The sequence below is a fragment of the Mycoplasmopsis agassizii genome, from assembly GCF_002272945.1.
GTDB lineage: Bacteria > Bacillota_I > Bacilli_A > Mycoplasmatales > Metamycoplasmataceae > Mycoplasmopsis_B > Mycoplasmopsis_B agassizii.
Map to the genome: position 1 here is coordinate 117,642 of NZ_NQMN01000002.1, position 25,191 is coordinate 142,832.

Annotated in this window: 18 protein-coding genes; 15 read left to right on the forward strand and 3 right to left on the reverse strand. The window is 28.2% G+C overall.

Annotated features, from left to right (window positions below):
- Positions 1 to 23: 23 nt before the first annotated feature.
- The 7 genes from gyrB to CJF60_RS03190 all read left to right on the forward strand — a co-directional run bounded on the left by gyrB (position 24) and on the right by CJF60_RS03190 (position 12,290).
- Entirely contained in the window at positions 24 to 1,961 is a 1,938-nt protein-coding gene (gene gyrB, locus CJF60_RS03160; RefSeq protein ID WP_084231958.1) for a DNA topoisomerase (ATP-hydrolyzing) subunit B, read from the forward strand.
- A gap of 260 nt (positions 1,962 to 2,221) precedes the next feature.
- The gene (locus CJF60_RS03165) at positions 2,222 to 4,000 is read left to right on the forward strand and encodes a PTS transporter subunit EIIC (RefSeq protein ID WP_084231957.1); all 1,779 of its coding nucleotides are present in this window, start codon (positions 2,222 to 2,224) and stop codon (positions 3,998 to 4,000) included.
- A gap of 2 nt (positions 4,001 to 4,002) precedes the next feature.
- Positions 4,003 to 5,115: a mannitol-1-phosphate 5-dehydrogenase gene (locus CJF60_RS03170; RefSeq protein WP_084231956.1), complete on the forward strand. Its 1,113-nt coding sequence runs from the start codon at positions 4,003 to 4,005 to the stop codon at positions 5,113 to 5,115.
- A gap of 2 nt (positions 5,116 to 5,117) precedes the next feature.
- Positions 5,118 to 5,543 (forward strand): PTS sugar transporter subunit IIA, encoded by a 426-nt coding sequence (locus tag CJF60_RS03175; RefSeq protein ID WP_084231955.1) that lies wholly within the window; start codon positions 5,118 to 5,120, stop codon positions 5,541 to 5,543.
- A 310-nt stretch (positions 5,544 to 5,853) separates the two neighbouring features.
- On the forward strand, positions 5,854 to 7,473 hold the full coding sequence (locus CJF60_RS03180; protein WP_084231954.1) for a type 2 periplasmic-binding domain-containing protein: 1,620 nt from the start codon (positions 5,854 to 5,856) through the stop codon (positions 7,471 to 7,473).
- A 113-nt stretch (positions 7,474 to 7,586) separates the two neighbouring features.
- Entirely contained in the window at positions 7,587 to 10,346 is a 2,760-nt protein-coding gene (locus CJF60_RS03185) for a lipoprotein 17-related variable surface protein (RefSeq protein ID WP_084231953.1), read from the forward strand.
- A gap of 954 nt (positions 10,347 to 11,300) precedes the next feature.
- Positions 11,301 to 12,290, forward strand: coding sequence for a DHH family phosphoesterase (locus CJF60_RS03190; RefSeq protein ID WP_084231952.1), 990 nt, complete (start codon positions 11,301 to 11,303; stop codon positions 12,288 to 12,290).
- A 16-nt stretch (positions 12,291 to 12,306) separates the two neighbouring features.
- Here the strand turns inward: CJF60_RS03190 and rpsD are convergent, their stop codons facing one another.
- On the reverse strand, positions 12,307 to 12,906 hold the full coding sequence (rpsD, locus tag CJF60_RS03195) for a 30S ribosomal protein S4 (protein WP_084231951.1): 600 nt from the start codon (positions 12,904 to 12,906) through the stop codon (positions 12,307 to 12,309).
- Between the two features lie 276 nt (positions 12,907 to 13,182).
- Between rpsD and CJF60_RS03200 the strand changes: the two genes are divergently transcribed.
- Genes CJF60_RS03200 through CJF60_RS03235 form a run of 8 tightly spaced genes read left to right on the forward strand, consistent with a single transcriptional unit; the run spans position 13,183 to position 23,478 of the window.
- Positions 13,183 to 14,940, forward strand: coding sequence for a hypothetical protein (locus tag CJF60_RS03200; RefSeq protein ID WP_143823380.1), 1,758 nt, complete (start codon positions 13,183 to 13,185; stop codon positions 14,938 to 14,940).
- Entirely contained in the window at positions 14,940 to 16,076 is a 1,137-nt protein-coding gene (gene thiI / locus CJF60_RS03205) for a tRNA uracil 4-sulfurtransferase ThiI (RefSeq protein WP_084231949.1), read from the forward strand. The genes CJF60_RS03200 and thiI overlap by 1 nt, the downstream gene beginning before the upstream one ends.
- Before the next feature lie 17 nt (positions 16,077 to 16,093).
- A complete protein-coding gene (locus CJF60_RS03210; RefSeq protein ID WP_084231948.1) occupies positions 16,094 to 17,074 on the forward strand; it encodes an MAGa3780 family membrane protein in 981 nt (326 codons plus the stop codon).
- Positions 17,075 to 17,099: 25 nt separating this feature from the next.
- Positions 17,100 to 20,129 carry a DNA polymerase III subunit alpha gene (gene dnaE, locus CJF60_RS03215; protein WP_084231947.1) on the forward strand — a complete coding sequence of 1,010 codons (3,030 nt, stop codon included), beginning with the start codon at positions 17,100 to 17,102 and terminating at the stop codon, positions 20,127 to 20,129.
- Complete coding sequence (locus tag CJF60_RS03220) at positions 20,122 to 20,994, forward strand: 5'-3' exonuclease (RefSeq protein WP_084231946.1); 873 nt, start codon at positions 20,122 to 20,124, stop codon at positions 20,992 to 20,994. The genes dnaE and CJF60_RS03220 overlap by 8 nt, the downstream gene beginning before the upstream one ends.
- Positions 20,975 to 21,511 (forward strand): dephospho-CoA kinase, encoded by a 537-nt coding sequence (gene coaE, locus CJF60_RS03225; RefSeq protein ID WP_084231945.1) that lies wholly within the window; start codon positions 20,975 to 20,977, stop codon positions 21,509 to 21,511. Before CJF60_RS03220 ends, coaE begins: the two co-directional genes overlap by 20 nt.
- A 54-nt stretch (positions 21,512 to 21,565) precedes the next feature.
- Complete coding sequence (locus CJF60_RS03230) at positions 21,566 to 22,555, forward strand: DnaD domain protein (RefSeq protein WP_084231944.1); 990 nt, start codon at positions 21,566 to 21,568, stop codon at positions 22,553 to 22,555.
- A 2-nt stretch (positions 22,556 to 22,557) separates the two neighbouring features.
- Positions 22,558 to 23,478 (forward strand): hypothetical protein, encoded by a 921-nt coding sequence (locus tag CJF60_RS03235; RefSeq protein WP_084231943.1) that lies wholly within the window; start codon positions 22,558 to 22,560, stop codon positions 23,476 to 23,478.
- 28 nt (positions 23,479 to 23,506) lie between these two features.
- Here CJF60_RS03235 and CJF60_RS03240 read toward each other — a convergent pair whose 3' ends face one another.
- The gene (locus CJF60_RS03240) at positions 23,507 to 24,790 is read right to left on the reverse strand and encodes a glucose-6-phosphate isomerase (protein ID WP_084231942.1); all 1,284 of its coding nucleotides are present in this window, start codon (positions 24,788 to 24,790) and stop codon (positions 23,507 to 23,509) included.
- On the reverse strand, positions 24,772 to 25,176 hold the full coding sequence (locus CJF60_RS03245; protein WP_084231941.1) for a S1 domain-containing protein: 405 nt from the start codon (positions 25,174 to 25,176) through the stop codon (positions 24,772 to 24,774). Before CJF60_RS03245 ends, CJF60_RS03240 begins: the two co-directional genes overlap by 19 nt.
- Positions 25,177 to 25,191: the final 15 nt, after the last annotated feature.

Here is a 25,191-nt window from a genome sequence, read left to right on the forward strand (position 1 = left end):
AAGTAAGAATTTTGGAGTAATAAATGTCAGATAACAATTCATCATATAGTTCAAGCAATATTCAGGTGCTTGAAGGTTTAGAAGCCGTAAGAAAAAGACCTGGAATGTACATTGGAACAACCTCAAAAAAAGGACTACATCACTTGATCTGAGAGATCGTTGATAACTCAGTCGATGAAGCAATTGCAGGTCATGCTAAAAATATCACAATCACAATTGACCATGATAACTGAATCACAGTTGAAGATGATGGTCGTGGAATTCCTGTAGATATTCACCCTAAAACTAACTTATCAACTGTGGAAACTGTTTTAACAGTTTTACATGCAGGTGGTAAATTCGATAAAAATTCCTACAAAGTTTCAGGTGGTTTACATGGTGTTGGAGCCAGCGTCGTTAATGCCTTGAGTACTAATTTAAGTGCAACAGTTTATCGTAATAATAAAATTTATTACGTTGAATTTGTCGATGGAGGAAAAAACAGCGAGCCTTTAAAAGTAGTTGGTGAATATGAAGGTGAAAGAAGTGGAACAATTATCAAGTTTCGCCCTGATTATTCAATCATGGAGAAAAATGATTTTGAACTATCAATCATTTTAGACCGTGCTAAACAACTTGCCTATTTAAATCGTGGAATTACTGTTCAGGTTAACGACAACCGTATTAATGATTCAAGAACTTTCTTTTTTGAAGGAGGAATCGTTGATTTTATTAAAGAACTTAATAAATCAAAAAAACATCTTCATGAAGAAATTATTTACGCTGAAGGAAGTCATTCACAAGGTAGTGAATATGATGTTTATGTGGAAGTTGCCTTGCAATATACAGAAGGTTATACTTCAAATGTTGTTTCTTATGCAAACAACATTACCACTATTGAAGGTGGAACTCATGAACAAGGTTTTAATGATGCACTTTGAAGATTAATCAATAACTATGCAATGGAAAAAAACATCATCCGTAAGGAAAAAGAAGAAGAAAAATTTTCTCGTGATGATGTTAAAGAAGGTGCAAGTGCAATTATTTCAATCAAGCATGCAGACCCTATTTTTGAAGGACAAACTAAAGGAAAACTAGGTAATAAAGATGCTCGTGTAGCAGTCAATAAAGTTTTTAGTGAAGTTTTTGAAAGATATTTAAATGAAAATCCTGCACAAGCTTTATTAATTGTACAAAAAGTTATTTCAGCACGTAAAGCAAGAATTGCTTCTAATTCAGCACGTGATGCAGAACGTAAAAAAGCAGTTTTTGATAACTCTTCACTACCTGGAAAACTAGCAGATTGTTCAAGTAAAAACCCTGAAAGACGTGAATTATACATAGTCGAAGGGAACTCAGCTGGTGGTAGTGCTAAAATGGGTCGTGACCGTGAAGTGCAAGCAATTCTACCACTTCGTGGTAAAGTTATTAACTCAGAAAAAAATGCTATCGATAAAGTTTTAGGTAATGAGGAAATTAGATCATTAATCGTTGCTTTTGGAACAGGAATTGGTGATAATTTCAATATCAACAAGTTAAGATACCATAAAATTATTATCATGACCGATGCCGATGTCGATGGTGCTCACATTCGAACCTTATTATTAACCTTCTTATACAGATATTTTAAACCTTTAATTGAATACGGTTTTGTCTACATTGCTCAACCACCTTTATTCAAAATAACTCATGGTAAAACCTTAAAATACGCTTATACTGAAGAAGAAAAAAATCAGTATCTTGCTTCATTAGCACCAACTGTTAATGCAAGTATGCAACGTTATAAAGGGCTAGGAGAAATGAATCCAGAGCAACTTTGAGAAACAACAATGGATCCTGCAGCTCGTGCAATGTATCAAGTACAAATTGATGATGCAGCCAAAGCTGATTGAACATTTACAACCTTAATGGGCGATGATGTCTTGCCACGCCGTGAATTTATTGAAGAAAATGCACGTTACGTAGTTGATTTAGACGTTTAAAAAAAAATTATATTAATCGAATCTTAGACCAGCAGTTAAATCTGCTGGTTTTTATTTTCATAACTACCTATAATCTCAAAACTTGCTGTTTATCGCAAAATGTGGAAATTTTTGTGAAACAAATTAACTAAAACCTAAATAAACTACTCTAAAAATCCGAAAAAATCGCATTTTCATTATAATGCTCCAGCCTGTTTTGCTGTTTTTGAAAATCTCAAAAAGAGTTAAATAAGGTTAAAAAAAAATTTGAAAGGTTTTAAATGACAACAAAAGTGTTTCTTTCTGAAGCAAGAGCACAACTACAACGTTTTGGTGGTTTTATAAGTGGTATGGTAATGCCAATTATTGGTATTTTTATCGCTTGAGGACTACTGACTGCATTTTTTATACCCACAGGTTGAATTCCTAATGTTGACTTAAATAATTTAGTCGGTATTGGGATTAATTACTTAATCCCAATCTTGATAGGATTCATGGGTGGACAAAAAATCTATCAACTACGTGGTGGTGTGATGGGTGCTTTAGTTACTATTTCAGCAATTGCTGCAGGACAAAGTAGTATTTTTGTAAGTATTACTGGAGGTCAAGCACCAATGTTACTTGGTGCAATGATCTATGGTCCTTTATCTGCTGCTATTTTAAAACATAGCGAGAAGTTTTGAATCCATAAAATTAAACCTGGTTTTGAAATGTTAATCAATAATTTTTACCTAGGAATTTTAGGATTTTTACTAGCAGTATTTGGTTTTTTTGTGGCTGCATATGTGATCGGTTACATTATTTTTGCATTAGGTCAAATTGTGCAAGGAATGTCTAATTATTCACTCTATCCTTTAGCAGCAATTATTGTTGAACCTGCTAAAGTGTTATTTTTAAATAACGCAATTAATCATGGTGTTTTCACACCTTTAGCAACTCAAGAAGTTTTAACAAGTGGTAAATCAATTCTTTATTTACTTGAATCAAACCCTGGTCCAGGGCTTGGAATTTTGCTTTTATATATTATTTTTGGAAATAATAAAAAAATCAAAGGTGAAGCAGGTTCTGCTTCAATCATTCACTTTTTTGGTGGAATTCATGAAGTTTACTTTCCCTTTGTTTTAGTTAAACCAATGTTAATCATTGCCTTAATTTCTGCAGGAGTTTTTGGCAACGGAATGTTTATGCTATTTAATGCAGGAGCAATTGCACCAGTAAGCCCTGGTTCAGTTATTGCTCAATATACACAAGTAGCAAAAGATGCTAATTCAGTCGCAGGTTTAACTATCGGAATGTTTGGTAGTGCCGTAATTAGTTTCGGAGTTGGCTTAGTTATTTTTTGATTTGAAAAAATCATTAGAAAAATTCGCAAGCAACCTCTTAAAGAACAAATCAGTATTAGTGAAGCTAAACAAAAAGTTGCTGATATGAAAGCAAAAGGTAAAGTTGAAACTAAACCTTTAATTACTTCTTTTAATATAAAAGAAGTAAAAACTTTAACAATTGCTTGTGATGCAGGAATGGGCTCATCAGTTATGGGTACAGGTATTTTGAAAAAATTACTAGCAACAAATGGTTTAAACGATATCAAGGTTGAGCATAAGTCAATTGCCGATGTCACTGGTAAAGAAGAATATATTATTACAGTTGATGCCCTTAAAGATCGTGTCTTGAAAAAAACTGATGCAGAAAAAGTGACATCCATTAACAACTTGATCAATAAAAATGCTTATCAAGAAATTATTGATCGAATTAAAAGTGATGAAGATGCAACTAAATCAAAATTCAAAAATATTGATTTAGTAGTCAATAAAATTGACTCTGAAAGTGAAAAACTTGGTGCAATTCTTCAAGGTATTTTACTTGCTAATAATTTAAAAAATATTAATGTTCAATTAATTTTAATTGAACAAATAATTAATAATGATAACTTAATTATTACTAGCGAAGATCTAAAAGATCAAGTTAGTGAAAAAATTAAAACAGATGATTTTGAAATAATTAAAAACTTATCAGATACTGAATCACTATTAAAAATAGTTGAAAAAGTGAAGGCTTAATTATGAATAAAAAAGTTAAAGCACTTCACTTTGGTGCAGGTAATATTGGTAAAGCATTAATTGGTGAATTGTATTTTAAAAACGATTTTGACTTTACCTTTGTTGATAATAATCAAGATACAATTGCTAAATTAAATAGTGATAAAAAATATTCTATAAAATATCTTGACACTAATCAGGTTTTTGAAATAACAAATTTTGATGCACATTGATTAAGTGAAAAAAATCAACTGGTTAAAAAATTAAGAGAAGTTAATTTTATTTCAACTTCAATAGGCTCAAATAATTTAAAGTTCTTACTAGAAATATTCGAAGAAGCTTTTAAAAATTTTGAGTTAGATCATGAAATTGCAATCATCTGTTTTGAAAATGGTTATCGCATTTCATCAAAATTTAAAAGATTAATTGAGACTAAATTTATTAACCATAAATTAGTCTTTATCGATACAGTTGTCGACAGAATTGTACCTATACAAAATTCAAAAGATGATTATCTTTTATGCGAATCATTTTATGAAATTACAATTGATCAATCACAATATAAAAGTAGTTTAACAAAATTAAATTTTGTTGACTATAGTGATGATTTAGATTCATATATTAACCGTAAAATTATTTTAGTTAATGGAACTCACACACTAGTTGGTTTATTAGGAAATAGCCAATCATTAAAATATATTGATGAAACTTTAAAAGTCAAAGATAACTTAATTTTATTAGATGAGTTTCAAAATCAGGCTATTGAATCATTACTAAAATCATTTCCTAAATTTAAAAAAGATGAATTAAAAAATTATGCAAATATTTTTTTAAAAAGAATTAATGTGGCTGAATTATATGACACCAATAGTCGTGTTATCAGAAATCCTATTACTAAAATTAGTCCTGGTGAACGCTATCATTTAGCACTTGAACCAGCATTAAAATTTAATCTTGATTATGACAAATTATTAATTCCTTTTAGGCTATTAATTAATCTAAATAATGAAGATGATTTACAATCAAAAGATCTAAATCAGGAAATCAAATTAAATGGTGCAGAAGCAACATTATTAAAATATACAAAACTACCAATTCATGTAGTTCAACAAATTTTAAATATTAAAAAGGTGTAAAAATGATCAAATTAGAAAATATTAAAATCAATCAAAACTTCAAAGATAAATACGAAATTTTTAAAATTGCTGAAGAAGATTTAGTTAAATTAAATTCAGTAAAAAGGGGTTATCAACAAGCGATGATTAATCGTGATAAATCTGCTTCAGTTGCTCTAGGTAATTATTTATTTTTACCTCATGGTGAAGATGGTTCACAAGATTTAATTCTTAAAAATGAGGTTTTAGTTTATCACTTAAAAGATGTAATTAATATCGATGAAAACGAAATAAAAGTTGTCGTTGTGCTTGCCTTAAAAGCATCAAATCAAATGGAATATATTGAAAAAATTGGAATTGCTTTTAGCGACATAGATGATGTTGAAAAAGTAATGTTTGATGAGCAGGTTACAGCACAAAAAATTCATGATTTTTTAACTCAGGAATAATCAAATAATTAATCTTTCATTTATACTTTCTCACCAGTTGAGAAAGTATTTTTTAAGCAATTTTTTGAGCATTTTAAAATCCAAAAATTTTTAAAATTAAATAAGTATTTTTTAGCATCGTGATATTATTAATTTAATCACTTTTTAAGGAGGTTTCGTATGTTAAAGGATAATCTGTTTTTAGAGCAAAATAGCTTCTATTGATTTTTCTTTACATATATCCTCCCTTCATCAAATCAATAATTATTAATTACAAATATATATAAAACTTAAACTCACATTTAACTTTAAATAGTTAAGGTTTTTTGAGTTGATTGGATGAAGATTGAAAAAACCATTTAATAAAAAAATTTTTAATGCAATTCTAGGAGTTTCAGTAGGTGCACTAACTGTTGCAGGAATTGCTGCTGCATTTGCTTATAAAGACACAAACCCCCTAAAAAAGGTGTTTTTCAACTTTTCGCAATATGCTTCTGATTCAAATTTAGAGAAAATGCAAGAGCATTTTAACTATCGAACATACAGCGATGTTGAAGAATTTAAAGACCAACTTTTAGCATCAAAAATTGCTTCAGGAATTACAAGTTTATATACTGCAGCATCTTTCATAAAAGATGGGCTAATTCAACCAATTGATTATGATGCATTTTTTAATTTGGAAACACCAAGAGGTGCAAATTTTTATGATGATGATTGAGCAAAAAAAACTTTTACACCTGTAGTTTATCAGCAGTTAAAATCATATGATGAATATCTAAATAGTAATGAAAATTTAAAAAATAAATACCCTAATCAACCACTGCATTTTTGAAACTTTTTTGTCCCTTATTATGCACAAGAAAAGATCTTTGCTTATGATTGAAATGACCTAGATAAAACTAAATTAACTGACAAAGAAAAAGAGAATCTTGAGATCGATTTTGATACAAGATTAGCTGAAAAAAATCAGGATAATTCACTAGGTAATGTTATGCAAATTACTAACTCTTTATTTAGTAATAATCAAATGATTGTTGTGCACGATGAAATGAGAGATAACTATGCAATTGGTTCATCAAACTTTGTAGATCAAGAAGTAGAAAATTTTGATCCTGTACTTAGTTTAAAAGACAACAAATACCAAAAATATTTAGATCAATTTAGTAGTGATATTTCAAATGCAACAAATAATTCAACCTTTGCAGATGTTGCAAAATTACAAATGTTACCTGATAGTGACATTGTCTTAAATAGTTTAATTAATCCTGATTTAAATGTCGGTGCATCAGTCATGTATAACGGTGATGCAATTGATGCTTTTTTTGCAAAAGATAATTTTCAAAAATATAAAGATGAAGAAAATAATATTGACATAACTCCTGTAAGAATCAAAAAATTAAAAACAGAAATAGTTTTAATTGATGGTTTAATTTTGCCTTCCTATTTAACTGAAAATGAAAAAAAGGATGTTTTAAAAACAACCCATGATAGTTTATATGATGGTTGATTTGTAGAAGATTATCAAACAATTCCTGATGAATTATATGGGACATATCAAAACAAAAATTCTAGCGAAACTTCGCAAATGTATGATGATGAAAATAGTACATTCACTAAAGAAGGATTTAAAAATTATGACTTTGTAAATTTTAATCCTGTTACAAATTTAGCTAATAATTTAATTCTTTATGGTGCTCCAGAAATACCTGAAGCAACGGAAGAGGGAATTGATTATTCATCAAATTATATGGCTTCATATTTAGAAGATTATTATTCTAATGGTGAAAATGCCAGTGAAGAAGAGAAAGCAACTTTTGCAAAATATCTCAACATAGTTTCGAATATAGGTAACATATCTTATGCAACAAAAGTTCCAACTTTTATAAATCCAATCAGTGATGTTTTAAGTGCAGCAGTAAAAATTTATTATGAAAATAAATTTAAAAACTAGATTTTTTCAATCAATTTTATTTGTAATTTAACTCTTAATTTTTTAAAAATCACGAATATCTAAAAAAGGCTTTTTTTTGTAAAATTAAAGGCTTTTTTTGCATTTGTTTTATAATGACCACGAACAAAATTAAAACAAAAGAAGGATATCAAAAAGATATGAAAAAATCATTCAAAAAATCGTTCCTGATTCTTGCAGGGACAGTTTCTGTAAGCATTCTTACAACAGCAATTGCTTGTGCAGGACAACAAATATCAACTATAGAAAATAATAAAAAAACATTAATTAAAATAGTTGATGAAATCAAATCAAAAACTTATGAAGCTAAAAACCAATACAAAAGTAAGGCAGAATTAATTACTGCTTTAACTGCTTCAAATGTTAAATCTGATAAAGTAGCTTTTGATGCTTTACTTAAAACATCACCTCCATTTGGAGAATCTAAATTGCTAGATGTTTCAGTTTCTAGCGCTAATAAAGCTTCAGGTGCAACAACAGGTGTTGTAACTTTAACATTAACTTATGGAGAAGGCAATGACATCACCCAATCAAAAGTTGATATGAATGTTAATTTTACAACACCAGCAGAGGTTGTAAGAAAAACTAAAACACAAATAGCAAAAGAATGATATAGCCAAAAAGTTGGTACAACTTTAATCGCTCTATCATCTTTATCAACTAAAAAAGCAAGCGAAGTAACTAGTGCAGACTTTGCAAGTTTTTACACAATTCCAACTGAATTAACAGATACAACAGTTGACATTAAACTTTTAGATGAGCCAGCTAAAAGTGATTCAAACGGAACTTTAAGTATTAAAGTTACTTTGAAAGCAAGTGATGGCAAACTTTATAAAACAGATGGTACACTAGTTGAATCAACTGCAACTGATGCTGGTAAAATAGTTAGCGTAAGTGGACTAAAAGCATCTGATCCAGTTGTTCAAAACGCAACTAAGTTTTATACAGAAAGCGTTAAAGATCATCTATTAAAAGTTGAAAATAGTGCTGCTTTAGCAGGTTTAAAGCCTTCAAAAGTAAATGCAACAACTCATAAAACTGACTTAGAAAAACTATTTCCTTTATTAAAAGGAGATAGTTCAATTCCTGATGCAAGCGTTGAAGTTAGCATCGTAGAAGCTAATGATGAACAAAACTCTTTAAAAGTAAAAGTTACTCTTAAAGCAGATGATAAATACTTTAGTGAAGCAGGAATTAAAGAAACTGACATTTCTAAAGCAGGTAAAGAAGTAACCATAACTGGTTTTTTAAACGAAGAAAAATTTGCTTTAGCTGCTTATAAAGCACTTAAAGTGGGGGACGATAGTTCTAAATTATTATTTGAATTTACAGGTACTGAAAATTCAGAAGAGATAAGCAAAAAAATGGCTTCTCAGGTTGTAGATAGCGATTTTGACACCTTAAATTCAGTCTTAAAAACTAATGGCTATCCTGAAAAAAATAGCCTTGATAAACTAAATGATCCATTAAAAAATGCAGGTTTCAAATTTGAAATTATCAAACATACACCAGCAAATAATAACATTAATTGAGATAACACTAGAGGTAGCTTACAAGTAGAATTATTACTTTCAAGCACCAATAACGGTGTAACTAAGTATTGAAAATATGCAGATGTTAATCACGATGAAACCAATATTACAGTTACTGCTCAAGATTCTAAAGAAGGAGCAACAGGTCGTGAAGCTGCTATATCAGGCTTTGTAACTGGTCGTGCTTATTTAACACCAATATTATCAAGTTATAACTATAAAAATAGTTTTACTAGTGCTGATGAAGAAAATATTAAGAAGTTATCTAATGTATTTAATCCAATTTCAACAACCTCTACATCAGAAGCACAAACAACTAATCCATTAAAAGATTTAGTTGAATCACTTAATGCTTTAAAAGCATCTGGAACAGGCGATATCGATGTTAATTCAGTTGTTGGCTATCATTTAAGTCCAATTGCAGATGAAAATAAATGAACTGTTAAGTCAGTTTATGATCAAGATAAAGTTGCTTCAGTTGAAGCAACCTTCAAAATCAAAAGTGACTTAAATGAAGTAACTGATGCAGAAATAGGAATTAAATCAACTAATGATTTTGCGGAGTACACTCCATATTTCATGACTGTAAAAGTTCCAAATAATGAAACTGATATTGTTAGTGCAGGTACTGACAAAAATGTCCATATAGGAATTGAAAACTTTGCTAACTATACAAACTGAAAAAGATTAATACAAAAAGTTGCCACTGTATTTAAAACTAGTGATGAAAAATTAGATGAATTTTCAAATGCCCTTGGTTTAAAAATGGTGGAAGCAGCCTTAAAAAACCCTTCACTAACTGAAAAAACTACAACATTTTATATAAATCCATATCCTATGAGCCAATTACCTTCTGAAGTTACCGTAAGAACTGGTAATACAAAAGTCAATGGAATCGGTTCTAATCAAGAAACCTTATTATTGGGTGGATGGGCAGGTTATACATCAAATTCAAATAAAGTAAAAGAAAATGGAAAACCATGAACTAATGGTGGTAATGGTGTTTCAAGAAATTACTTTGAATACGATAATATCAAATGATATTTCTATGGATTATTTGAAGTAAGAGATCCTGGTCATGGTTTTGCTGCAAATGGAACCACTGCTGTAAGAATCAAGCGTTCATTATTTGATTCAGTTGTAAGACCTGTAGCAAACAATGGTCATACAGTTAGTGATGCACATAAATATAAAAATAATACTGCGATTGCAATTAGATTTTTATTAGAAGCAATTATCACTAAAGATACCATGGTTAGAAATGCCACACCTTCTTCATCTTCTGGTAGTGCAAATACAGGAACTGCTTCAACTACTACTTAGAAACTAAAGACTTTTACTCAAAATTTTAAAACTACAGTAACATGCTGTGGTTTTTTATTAATTTTGGGTAATCGATTTGTTATAATAATTAAGCCTAAATATATCTAATATTTAGGCGAGTGACTTCCATAATATTTCTCCTTAATTATCTTTCATACCGATTTTTAAGTATTATGGGTCGTACTTTCTTTCTGGCTTATGTAGCCTATTTTTTATGTAAATTTTAAATTTTGTGACAAAAATGAATGTTTTTGTCCTTCAAATAATAAAATAAAAGTCCTTTTAACTGAGTTAGAGGGGCTTTTTTTATACCTACAATTTTGATTTTTAGTATAATAGTGAAGCCTAAATACGTGAAACATTTAGGCAACGATATAACAATATTTGTTATTAATCTTCGTTTTTTGGATTAATGACATAATATGTCGTCCTTTCTTTTTTGACAAAATCAGGTTTTAAATAGCCTGATTTTTTTATTTTGAAAACAATTATGTCTGTTTTTAACGTTAGTTTCAAGTTGATGATTTTACAAATTTAGTCTGCAAATATTCTACTTGTAGGGATGGTTTTTTTAGTTTTTTTATGCTGACAATTAAGCAGATTTGGATTTTGAAATTAGATCTTTTTGGTTAATTTTGTAGTGTTTATTGGCTAGTTAAAATTTACTGTCTTTATTTTTAGTCGAATTTATGATGCAAACTAATGATCACATTTAATCAAATTCAAGTACTTTTATGACATATTAACTTAAAAATTAAATGTAACCACACATAAAAGACAAAAAAATCTAAATATATTTTCAGAATAACAACCAATATTTTTGCTTGTTAGTATTTTTAAAATCTATTTACTCAAAAACTAAGCAGTTTTAGTCTTAAAAGACTTAAAAACTGCAATTTTTTCATGTTTTAAATTAGTTTCACTAAATAGGCTTGTTTGCAATATCATATAAACATGAATCAAAACAACCCAACCAGAATTATTGGATCAATTCAAGAAATTGATCAAGTTATTAAAAATTATGAAGAAATTGCAATCTTTCATCACATTCGCCCTGATGGCGATTGTTTAGGATCTCAAGCAGGACTTGCTGAACTATTAAAGTTAAATTATCCTAATAAAAAAATTTATATTATTGGTAACGCTTACGATGCTTATCCATGAATGGAATGAAAATTTAATGATATTAGTGAAATCAAAGATCCTAAAAAAGCATTAGCAATTACTGTCGATGTTTCTCAAAGAGAAAGAATTGAACTAGGCGAATATTTTACAAGTGATTACTTTCATGTAATTGCTAGAATTGATCATCATGAAGTAAATCATGATGAAAAATTTATTGCTTCATATATCGATCCTGATGCAGCAGCTGCAGGTGAGCAGATTGCTTTAATCGCAAAAACATTGAATTGAAAAATCAATGCTAAAGCTGCTAAATATTTATATTTATCAATCACAACTGATTCAAATCGTTATGCCTATTCAGGTAATCGCTTTGAAACTTTAGAACTAGGTGCTTGACTACTTAGACAAGATTTTAATGTCAAAGAACTTTATGATAACCTAGCTAAAAAAACCTTAAAAAGTTCAAGACTATCAGGTTACATTTTAGAAAATGCAGTTACCTTAGACAAAATTATTTATTTTGAACTTAACCAAGAAACTTTAAAAAAATATGAAATAACTTCAGACATTGCAATTCGCTTTACAAACACAGTTGCTAATATCGATGATTATGAAGTCTGATTTTCACTAGTTCAAAATGAAGATTTAAAAACCTGAAAACTAGAAATGCGTTCAAAAAATGTTGCTACTCATGAAATTGCCAAACATTTTAAAGGTGGAGGACATAAAAACGCTTCAGGCGCAACTTTAGATGACATTGAAAATCAAAAGCCAGAATTAATTAAATTATTGCAAGAAGAAATAAAAAAACAAGGATAATTCCTTGTTTTTCTTTTTATTTTGAGTAGTACTCAACGATTAATGAATCGTTGATTTCTTTTAAGAACTCTTTACGGTCAGGAAGTCTTGTAAAAGTTGAACTATTACCTTTTGTTTCCATTCAAGATGCTGCACTTCTAACTTCTAGTGAGCGTTTAACTTGTTCAGATTTGAATAATCCATCTTTAACGCTAATTGTTGAACCAACTTCAACAATTACTGAAGGGATATCAACTTTTTTACCGTTTAATAAGATGTGACCGTGGTTTACAAATTGTCTTGCTTGTCTTCTTGTTTCAGCAAAACCTGCACGATAAACTAAGTTATCTAAACGTTGTTCTAGGTATTGTAAAAAGTTTGTACCTGTAACACCTTTACGTTTTGAAGCTTTTTCAAAACTTCTTGCGAATTGTTTTTCATTAATTCCGTATAAGAAACGAACTTTTTGTTTTTCATATAAGTGTTTCCCATAATCTGATAGTTTTACACGTTTGTTTCCGTGTTGCCCTGGGGCATATTGGCGTTTTTTACCTTTAGAAAATTCTTTACCAGTTTCTAAGATAGAAAAACCATAACGACGTGCTCGTTTAAAAACTGAGCCTCTAATTCTTGACATTTTTTACCTCTTTAAGTGTATGTTTTGATTTCAAAGAAAAATAAGTATCTAACTGCTCTTAAAAATTTAATGTTTTCGCTTGTCAGCTTACAAGTTACACGCAAATCAAGGGAATTTTTTAAGGTCGACAGTTAAACCTTACTGCTGCTTTGTCTTTTTATTTTAGCAAAAAAATTCAAAACCTTGACTATTTATTTTTTAAGGTTTTTTAGGCTCAAAATAGTTTTTTTGAATATTTAAGCCTGCTTTAAAATTATAGACTTATAATAACTAAATATGCACTGATGACACATTTTAATTATCGTTTCTTGTATTGCCTTTATGCTTGCTTTGCTAGCAACAATTTATTTTGTTTCAGCAACCCTTTACTTCAAGTCAAGACGAAAAAAACAAACTAAAAATACTTACATCATCATAGATGTCGAGGATAAATATAATACAATGCAATATCTTTTAAATTCTGATAAGGAAAACACCGAATTTTTAGAAGTTGGTGAAAACCTTGAAGAAATCTACGATAAATATTATGAAAACTTAAAAGAATATGAACACTTTTTAGGTAAAACAATTAATAATTTTGACTCAAAATGAGAACTATATAATCCTAAGAAACTGATTAAAAATTACCTCGAAAATATTTCGTTCAATAGCAAAATTTTGTCATCAAAAATTGAATGACAAAAGATCGTTGATACAATTAATGATCGAAAAGAAAGTTTTGATAAGATGAACTTAATTGTTGATAATAATTTGACTGCTTTTGAAAGATTTTTAAATGAAAATCAGTTTCGTTTAGTTTATACAAAAGACTTCTTATCAGAGACTCATGAAGCATTAGTTGAAGAGCATAAAAAAATAGTTAATGCTGGAGTTAACCAAAAAGATTCATCTAAAAAATTAAATAAATTAAATGATGAAACTAAAAAATGAGACAGACTTTTAAAGAAAATTTTATTCTACGAATACTTTGCCAGCGATGCTGAATGAGGTAAGTGTCGCATGTTTTTAAGTGACTTAGAAAATAAATTATTGTTTGCTCAAAAACAAAATATTCCTAAGTTTAAATTAGACAATGCCATTAATGATATTAATGAACTTTTTACTGAAATAAAAGAAAGTTTAGATGATTCAAATTTTGATGAAATTGATGAAAAGATAAACCAGATTTTAAATATTTATGATCGTGCTTTAGACTTTTTCAATCGTTCATCTCAGCAACTTATTTTTATTCATGGTTATGCAGAACAGATTGTTGAAAAATATAAAGAGCTAACTAAATTTTCAAAAACATTAGAAAAGAAAATAAATCTTTTAGTAAATGATCTTGCTTATGAAGATGAAAATTATTCACTCGAAATTAAGGTCATTGCTGATGATATGAAAAAGGTAAAAGACATAATTGAAAATATTAAATTGATGAAAGCAATTGAAGAATTAAATAAAAATTTAATTTCTTCAAGTGATGAAGATATTGAGCAAAGTGAAACACCTGCAATTAGTTTATTAATGAATAATTTTTTTCAATTACAAGAAGCAATTAAATCAATTCATTCAATTTCAAAAAGAGCAAATGCATTAAATTATAATGTCAATTTTGCTATTTATAATCGTAGCAATATTTATTGTAGATTCAAACATTATTACGAAATTTTCGATTGAATCGTTGCTTTAGCAAATAAAATAAATTTTAAAATTAGTGAAGATGTTCAAAAAAATATTTTAAAAATAAGTACATGAACTGCCAAGATTATTCAAGAATATGAAATGAATAATAACAAGATAAATAATTCAATTTATGTTGACATAGAAAACTATTTAAAATCAACTACAAAGTTCTTTCAACAGTTTTGAAAACAAATAGAATCTTACAACATGTATAATGTTTTGAACTATAATTTTGCTTCATACAGACTAAAAAATAAAGAATTAGATTTAGCATATTTAGAAATAAAAGAAGCAGTCAAAAAAAATAATTATGTGATGGCTTGTTTACTTTTATTAACTGCTTTAAAGAAAATTAGAAAGGTGAGTTAATGTATAACGAGATTTTAATTAGATATGGAGAATTAGTTTTAAAAGGTGACAATAGAAAATTATTTACAAGACAACTTAAAGATAATATTGAGGCAATATTAAAAACTGAAGTAGATGCACAATATGACAGAATGTTTGTAAATTATGCTGAAACATACTTAAATAAATTAATTCATATTCCAGGAATTAGTACAATTTCTCCTGTCTTAAAAGTTGAAAAAAATTTAGATGAAGTCAAAGCAATTTTAGAAAAAATAATTGATCCTAATTACAAAACTTTCAAAGTAAGTGCAAGACGTAATGACAAAACTTTTGAATTTAGTAGCGATGAAATTAATCGCAATTTAGGAAGTTATATAATTCAAAATTTTAATTTAAAAGTTGACTTACATAATCCTGATTTAAACTTAATTATTGAAGTTAGAAAAGATGGAATTTATATTATTGACAAAATAATTAATGGCTTATCAGGTCTACCTGTTTCAGTTTCTGGAAAAGTTATTCACCTTTTATCAGGTGGTTTTGATTCACCCGTTGCAGCAATTGATTTAATGAAAAGGGGTGTTAAAGTTATTTTTTTAGCTTTCATAACTCCACCACATACTGATGAAAATACTGTTGCAAAATTACGTGACTTAATGAAGGTTTTTACTAAGTATCAAGGGCGTAGTAAAATCTATATTACAGAGTACACCGACTTAATGAATTACATTGGTTTAATTAGTGATCAAAGTTATAAAATTACTTTAATGAGAAGATCATTTATGCGCCTTGCAAACAAGTTAGCAAGAAATGAAAAAGCACTTGCTATTTCAACTGGTGAAAATTTAGCACAGGTTGCTTCACAAACTTTAGAGTCATTAAATACAATCGCTAGCGAAAGTAATTTAGAAATTATTAGACCCTTAATAACTGAAAACAAAAACGATATTATTAACCGTTCTAAGAAATATTTAACTCATGATATTTCTATAAAACAGTGCAGTGAATCTTGTGAATTATTTGCTCCAAAACAACCAGTAATTAGACCAAGTATTACAAGAGCAAAACAACTTGAAGATGAATTAAACGAAATAAATGAGTTTGAAAAAAAAGTTGTTTCTTCTTTTAAGGCAGAGTTTTTTGAAGTAGAATAAATATAAAAGAACGCAATATGAAAACGAGATATAAAATTAATAATTTTTTTAACCTCATTCTTTTTAAATACAACTTCAAAGGGTTTGTAGTAAAAGGTAGAACAATATTTGTTTTAAAAGATCAAGAATTTAAAATTCTTGATTTATTTACTCTTGTTTTTGGGCTTTTCATGTTGATTGAGATGATGACAATCAACTTAATAAAGAGCCCCACATGAGATGTTAATTCAAATGCTTTATATGTCTTCGTAGGTCATGGTTATGGCTTTTTATACTTTACTACTCAGACAAATTTAATAGCCGCTACAGCCGTTTTAGTTATTACTTTTATTAAAACTAACTGAGCAAAAAACTTTATTTTTTCAGCAGCAGCTTTAATCACAATCACTTTCACAATTTATTGAGCATTGATTTCTTACACAGTTGAGTGAACAAATGCACAAGATAATTTTCATTCAATTATGAGTCATGGATTATTTCCAATTGTCACAGTTGCAATTTTCTTTTTAAACCGTAAAGATTTAATCATCAAAAGAAGAACTCGATTAATAATTTCAATTTACATTATTCTTTACTACATTTCAATCACTATCTTGTTTTTACTTTCTTATGAATCGGATGTTCTGATCAACAACATTTTGGAAAATCAAAATGCTGCTGATATTGCAGATTATACGACTTATGTTTTAATCTATCACTTTGCAGATCCTTATAATCCGTTTTCATTAGATTTAACTGAAGTTACAACAGTTAATATTTTCTTAAGAATTTTTATGCAACTAGTTATCTTAGCTTTGTTAAATTTAATTTCATGAAGCTACATTTATGTAGCAATGGTTCTTTTAAAAATCAAGTTCTACGAAATTTTCTGTTTTTCATTTGAAAAAAAATGATATAGAAAAATTCGCTTAAATAAAAAGTCTGAATCAGTAATTAAAGACAAGTTTTTTTCTTGAGGAAAAATTCATAAAAATATTGATACATATGAAAATAAATAATTCATTTACACTTTATAATTAAGAAATGAACAACTTTGTTAACCTTCACTTAAACACAGAATTTAGTTTCTTAAATTCAAAAATAACTATTAAAGATTTAATAAAATTTGCATCAGAAAATCAGATGCAATATTTAGCAATAACAGACCAAAATAATATGTATGCACATGCTGAATTTTATTTTGCTTGTTTAGAAAATAATATAAAACCAATTTTTGGTTTAGAACTATTTTTAGAAAATAATAAAAGAATTATTTTGATAGCAAAAAATAATAGTGGATTAATTAATTTAAGAAGATTATCTTTTAAGGCATTGACTACAGGTCATGCAACACTTTTAGATTTATCTAAAGTACAAGATGATTTAATAATTATCAACCACCCACGAGAAAAATTTAGAGTTACTAAAAATGAATTTTTAGAAAATCAAATTAATGATTTTTATAATTCAGAAAATAATTTAGATGATCCAAAATCACTATTTATTCAGGAAAATAAAATAATGAATTTTGAAGATAATGAAGCCATTAAAATAATGAATTTTATTAACTCTGATGAGAGCAATAAAAATATGGTTTTTAGCGTTTTGGAAGATGGTAAAAATGTTAATCAAATCATGATAAATAGAATTCATGATTTAGTTAAAGATATCAATATAACTTTTAAAAAACCAACTTCCTTTATTCCTAAATTTTCAAAAGAAAATACAGATTCAAAAGAGATTTTAAAAGCACAATTAATTGAAGCATTTAATCAAAAAAATGATGAGTTTAAAAACAATTTAGATGAAGCAAAAAATCGGCTTAAAAATGAATTAAGAGTTATTACAAAATTAGGTTTTGAAGACTACTTTTTGATTATTTCAAAAATCATTAAATATGCGAAAAACACGGGTGTTTTAGTGGGTCCAGGACGTGGTTCTGCTGCAGGTTCTTTAGTTGCTTATTTATTAAAAATAACTGATGTAAATCCATTAAAATATAACCTTCTTTTTGAGCGTTTTTTAAACGAAGAAAGAGTAACTTTACCAGATATAGATATTGATATTGAGGCAAGTGAAAGAGACCATTTAATTAATGCTTATATTGCACCAAATTATGGCAAATCTAAAGTTGCATCTATTACAACATATTCTTATTTAGCAGCAAAAAGTGCACTAAAAGATATAAATAGATATTACCAAACAAATGAGCCTGAAAATTCACTTAGCGTGACAGCAATTAATGAATTATCTAAGTACTTAAAAGACAAAAAAACTATTGCTGAAAATTTAGAAACAAATAAAGAATTACAACGCTTTATGAACAAGGGTTCATCGGGAACTTTAAAACTAAAAGAAATTTATTTAAATCTTTTTGAAAAAGCAAAATTAATTGAAGGTGCACCACGACAAAGTGGTACACATGCAGCAGGATTAATTATTTCAGATGAAGATCTAATAAATTATTTACCTGTTACTCAAGATTTAGATAAAGGTTTTTTTAAAATTCAATATGACAAAGAATACCTTGAAAAATTAGGTTTTTTAAAAATTGATTTTCTTTCTCTACAAGCTTTAACTGTCGTTAAATCAATTATTAAATTTATAAAAACTCATAGCCAAAATGCTAATGCAGAAGTTGTTTCAAATAACCTGGATTTAGCACATTTAGATCCGAATAATATTCAATATCAAGAAGATATTAAAGACTTAATTTCTTCAGGAAAAACAATTGGTTTATTTCAAATTGAATCAAGTAATATGACAAATGTTTTTAAAAGAGCAAAGGTAAATGTTTTCAAAGATATCTACGATATCATTGCACTTTATAGACCTGGGCCAATGGAATACATTAATACTTATATTGAAAATAAACATAACCCAAATAAGATTGAAAAAATTCATCCAGTGTATGATGAAATTTTAAAACAGACAAATGGGGTTTTGATTTACCAAGAACAAGTTATGGAGATTGCTCAAAAAATTGCAGGACTAAGTTTTGCTAAAGCAGATTTATTTAGAAGGGCAATTGGTAAAAAAGATCAAGTCATGCTTGATTCCATGAAAGGTGAATTTTTATTAGGAGCTAAAAATAATGGATTTCCAACTAATCTAGCAGAAAATATTTTTGAAAAAATTCAATCCTTTGCAGAATATGGATTTAATAAAAGTCATGCCGTTGCTTATGCATATTTAACTTATTACACAGCTTATTTAAAAGCTAAATTCCCTTTATATTTTTATGCAGCTCAAATTGAAAAAGTTAAAGGTGATCAAGATAAATTAAAACTTATCTTGGATGAAATTAAAGATACACAAAATATAAAAGTGGCTTCACCTACTATTAATCGCTTGACCTTAGCAGATACAATTGATTTAAAAACTAGAACAATTTATTTACCCCTAGACATGATTAAATCTTTTGGTGAATCAACACTTAATAAGTTATTAGTTGAATTTAAAACAAGAAACAAGTTCACAAACTTTTATAACTTTGCAATTCGTGCAAAAATGGCTGGTTTAACTCAAAAAAATATTGAACTGCTGATCGAAGCAAGTGTTTTAAGAGAATTTGGAACTCAAAATCAACTTAAAGAAAAACTAACTGATGCTAACCTTTTATATAAAGAACTTGAAGCTTTTGCAAAACTAAACAAGCAAGACACTATCGATATTGATAATTTAGAAACCGAAAGCGATTTCATTAACGAAAATGAAAGAGATGTCGAGCAGGAAAAAATTAACGAGCAAAAACATTTAGGTCGAGTTTTTAACTTTGCAGAATCAGTTAATCTAGGTAATATGCAAGAAGAGCAAATTGCTGAACTAGAAATTACAATTACTAGAATTGGTCAAAAGGATACAGACCGAGGTGGTAACTTAATTTATATGAACTTTACTGATGCTTATCAAAATAGTGGGGTCATGTTTTTCAAAAAAAACAATCAAGATATTCTTGATCAGGTTAAAAAAGATCAAAAATATCTAGTTAGAATTCAAAAAAATAAAGCCAAAAGTTCGAATAACGTTTTTAGTGTTTTAGAAGTTTTGGCGACAAAGGAAACTGATGAATAATCAACATAAACGCATTTTATTAATCGATGGCTCTTATCTAGCCTTTCGCTCTTTTTATGCTGCACAAAGTGCTAAATATATCACTAGCACGGAGCATTTTTTCTTCATGTCATTACTTAGTTTAATTAAAAGTATTGCACCCACTCATTTATATATAGCAACTGATGTGCCCGGAAAAACCTGAAGACACGAAGCATATGAAGGTTATAAAGCGACACGTTCAGAAACTCCTGAGCAGTTTCGTGAAGACTTAAAGAGTATTTTTAACTTATTAAAAGCAGCTAACTTTGCTTTTGGTGGTAAAACTAATCATGAAGCTGATGATGTAATTGCAACATTAGCACAACATAAATCTGATAATGACCTAGTTTACATTTTTTCTAAAGACCATGATTTATTACAATTAGTTGAAAAAAATATTTTTGTTACTCATGACACAAAACTAGAAAAAATGTACACAATCGATAACTTCTTAGATGAATATGGAGTTTTACCTTCGCAAATTCCTGATTTAAAAGGGCTAGCAGGTGATTCAAGCGATAACTTAAAAGGGGTCCCTGGAATTGGTAAAAAAACTGCCGCTAAATTATTAACCGAATTTAATAATTTAGAAAACTTATATGAAAAACTAGCAGATTCATCAGTTTCAGATAAGCAAAAGGAAAAACTTTTTGAAAATAAAGAACTAGTTTTTCAATGTAAAAAACTAGCCACTTTAACTAAAGATCTTGATTTAGGTTTAGATGATGAAGATTATCGCTTAAAAGTCAATTTTGATCAGTCAGCAAGAGAATCTTTTGCTGAAAAAAAACTAAATACTGTCAGCAGAGAACTAGAGGAACTATATGAAAGCGATAACTGGTAAGGCTTTTAGTGGAAAAAGTTACTTTGCTAATCAGTTGCGTGAGTTAGGCTTTAAAGTTTTAATAGGTGATGAATTTTATAGGTCAAATTACATGGCAAACCAGCCTAGTTATAACGCTATTAAAAGCGAACTAGGTAGTGAATTTGTAACTGAAACAGAGGTTGATAGGCAAAAGTTGAGAGATTGACTGCTGGCTGATTTAACTAACCTTGATAAGCTAAGCAAAGTGGTCCATCCCTACCTTTACGAGCACTTAAAGTCAAACTACTACGATTTTGTCGAAATCGCCGACATAAACAATAAAAATTTTAATTTTTTTGCACTTTTTTCTAAGATTTATGTTCTAAATGTCAATGATCAACAGAGACAAAAACATATCAAAAATCGCAATGTTAATAAGTCTCAAATTGAGCTTTTTGAGGCGATAAATAGGGCTTTTTCGAACGAAAACGTTGTTAATATATCCTATGAAGAACGGCAAAATCCAGAATTTCTTAAACAGTTTTTAAAAAAATAGCCTTTTAGGTCTCATAATAATCTGTAGAGAGATTTGAACTGAAGAGGTGAGCGTATGAAATATGACAATTTTGTAATTCAACTGTATGAAGAATACAGTGAAAAAGATTTTAGAAATCTACGTATTTTATATTTACCTATTATCGGTTTTGAAACTGCTATGCTATTACAATTACTTGCTGACCATCATAAAGTAAGTAAGCAATTTAATTACAGTCTAGATCGCTTTTTAATGTCGAATTTTATTAGCATTAATAAGTTTGAAGAAATGCTTGCTCAACTACAAGCATGTGGTCTTGTAGTTGCAAAAAATAATGATGCAAAACATTTCACTCTTTTTTATTTGGCAAAAATAAATAACTCAGAAGAATTTTTTAGTAATAAGATTTTAAGTTCTTATTTACTAAAAAAAGTTGGTCAAAATAGATTTAATGAAATCAAAAGTTATTTTGTAAAAGAAGAACTATTTGATGAAAGTGAATTCACAATTGAGTCAAAAAGTTTTTCAGAAGTTTTTGGAAAAGTTACAATTAATGAGAAAGCATTTGCTAGTGAACAGACATTAACTCTTGAACTAAATAATCAGATTTTTCATTCAAATGAAGAAGCTGCTTTTAAATTAAATACAGAGCAATTTATATACTATTTACAGGGTCATGTTGCTGATCAAAATTTAATAAAATTAATTAAAACATGAATGCTAAAAAGTCGTCAAAATATTATTAATTTAGTAATCAATTATGTATGAAAAAGAGATGGCAAAATTATTGAAAGAAAAATAGAAAAAATAATTAATGATTTAGCCAATAGAGGGCTAAATACTTTTGAAGATGTTAAGTCTCATTTTTCAAATATACTGTTTGACACAAAGCGTTCACTTTCAAAAAATATTGGTGAAAAAAGTTTTTCACCAAATGCAAATCACAAACTGAATCACAATATTTCTAATACAGATGATTTAGAAATCAAGAATCAAAAATCAAATATTTTAGATGATGATAGACAAGCTGCATTTACAAGATTTTTAGAAAACTTTAGCAAATAATTATGGATAAAAAAGATACTAAAAAGCCCTATTTTTCAGGTGAATTCGACAAAATTAAAGTTTCTTCATATGGCTTTAAAAATTCATTAGAAGACACTTGAAAAAAAATTAAATCAAGTAATTGATTTAAAGAATTTGAAAATGAATCAATTAATAAAAATAAAATTCCTGTTGAAGTTTTTGAAAAAGAAATTGAAAAATTTGCTATTGAAATGCTCGATGCAACAATGGATGAAGAACTAGATAAAGATGATTTAGTAAAAAAAGCAATTACTAAAAAATTTGTTTTTACAAACAAAAATAGAATTGAAATTGTACCTGTTTATTTAGAGAATAAAGAGGGTAGAAAATTACGCTTTGAATTGAACTTTAAATCAGTGTCAAATTATTATTTTGATTTTGATGATTTGTACCAATTTATTTCGCCTAAAAAGACACCATTGCTTTTTAAAAATAAAAAGAATTATTTAATTTGTTTTGGTGATGAAAATAACTTTTATTTTATGCATCCAGTTGAATCTATTTTTATTTTAAGTGAGTCATTAACTAGACGTTCTCACAAAGTTTTGCATATTGATTTTAGATTATTTATAAGTCAAATTCAAAATAAAAATAAGCAACAAGTTGAACAAAGTCAAGTTAGTTTTCATGAAGCATTAAATAGTGATTTTTTAATAATTGAAAATTTAGATCCTTCAACTAACCCTTGAGATTTGGATAACTTTTTAGTTCCTATTCTTCATAAAACTAGTGTTTCTAATTTAAAAGTACTGCTTGTTTTAAATAGCGATAAAGAAGCTTTTGTTAAAAAATATTTAGAAAAAACTACTATTAATAAACAATATTTGCAACATATATTACAAAGTTTTTTCGATAAAGTTGTTAATTCATTTCCTTTAAATGACACCAAAAAATCAAAATAAAATGTCAGTTTGAAACTGACATTTTTGCTTATTTTTTAAGTTTATGATTCATATTGTTTTTGTAAACTTCAACGCCTGGTTGGTCAAAAGGATTAACATCTAATAAGTAGGCACTGATGGCAACTGCTCTTTCAAAAAACATGAATAGTGCACCAAGACTTTCTTCTGAATTATCACTTAATAAAACCTGAATATTTGGAACTGAACCTACTGCAAAATGGGCATCAACAGTTGCTTCATAAGCTGCTCTGTTTATATTATGAACACTAGTATCAATTAAATAATTTAATTGATCTAGATCATCGACTGTATCTTCAATTGAAATATCAATTTTTGGTCTTTCAACTCAAATAACTGTTTCATAAAGTACTTTTGAACCATCTTGAATAAATTGTCCAATTGAGTGTAAATCTCTAGTGAAAAGTGCAGTTGAAGGGAAAACTCCTTTGCGTAATTTTCCTTCTGATTCACCAAATAATTGTCTTCATCATTCTAAGAAATATAGGTGTGAATTTTCATATGAAACTAGTAATTCAACAGGGTAGCGCTTATGAAGTAAGTGTCTAGCAACTGCATATTTATAAGCATCATTTAAATCTAGATCGCTACTTTTAAAATATTGATTTGCTTCAGCAGCACCTTTAATAACTTTTAAAGCATCAATTCCTGCACATAACATTGGGAAAATTCCTACAGGTGTTAAAACTGAGAATCTACCACCAATATTTTCGGGTAAAATGAACTTTGTATATTTTCTTTCTCTAACAAATTCTGCTAATAAACCATTATTTGCATCAGTAATTGCAACGATATATTTTGAAGCATTATTTGGTCCGATTTTGCGCTCTAATAAGAGTCTAAATTCACGGAAAGCAATTGAAGGTTCTAGTGTTTTACCACTTTTTGAAATCACACAGATAGCAAATTTTTTGCTATCAGCATATTGCAGTTTTTGATATAAATCAGTACTTGATAAATTTGTTCCTGCAAACATTACTTCCATAGAATTTCTAACAGGATATTCACCTTTAATAAAATCAATCGCTGCTTTTGCTCCTAAAAATGAACCACCAATACCAATAACTACAAGTAGTTCAACTTGTTCTTCAACAAGTTCTTTAGCTTTAGCTTCCATTGCTCTAAACTCTTCCATGTTATAGTTTTCAGCTAAATCTTTTCAACCTAGCATTTCAAAACCAGGAGCTGAAAAGTTGTTCATTTTATCATTAATATATTTGACTTTTTCAGCATATTCAAAGATATCGTGATCTTTGATAGTGCTTTTACTTAAATCTAATTTGATTTTTTTCATTCTTTAACTTCCTTATCTAAGTGTTTTTTTAAATTACGAAAGCCACCGACTGTCTGTTTTAGTTGATAGTGTGAAGGACTAGTGTCTAGATTAGGGCGCAAATTGTTGAAACTTGCTTCAAAATACTGCTGATCATCATCTACCTTAGTAATCTGCACTTCAATAAATTCACCTATTAGCAAAAAATCTTTAACATCTTCTCTTAATTTTTGCCCTTTAGCATTTTCTTGAATTATGCCCCTTCAATGCCCAACATATTTAATGTGAACACCTTTTCCATTGATTTTATAAATTTTAACTTTTAGAATCTGATCGACTTTCATAACTTGATTATTATATAAGAATATTGCTGATTTGTATTTTTGATTATAAAAAAGCAAAATCATAAATTTTTGCTTTTT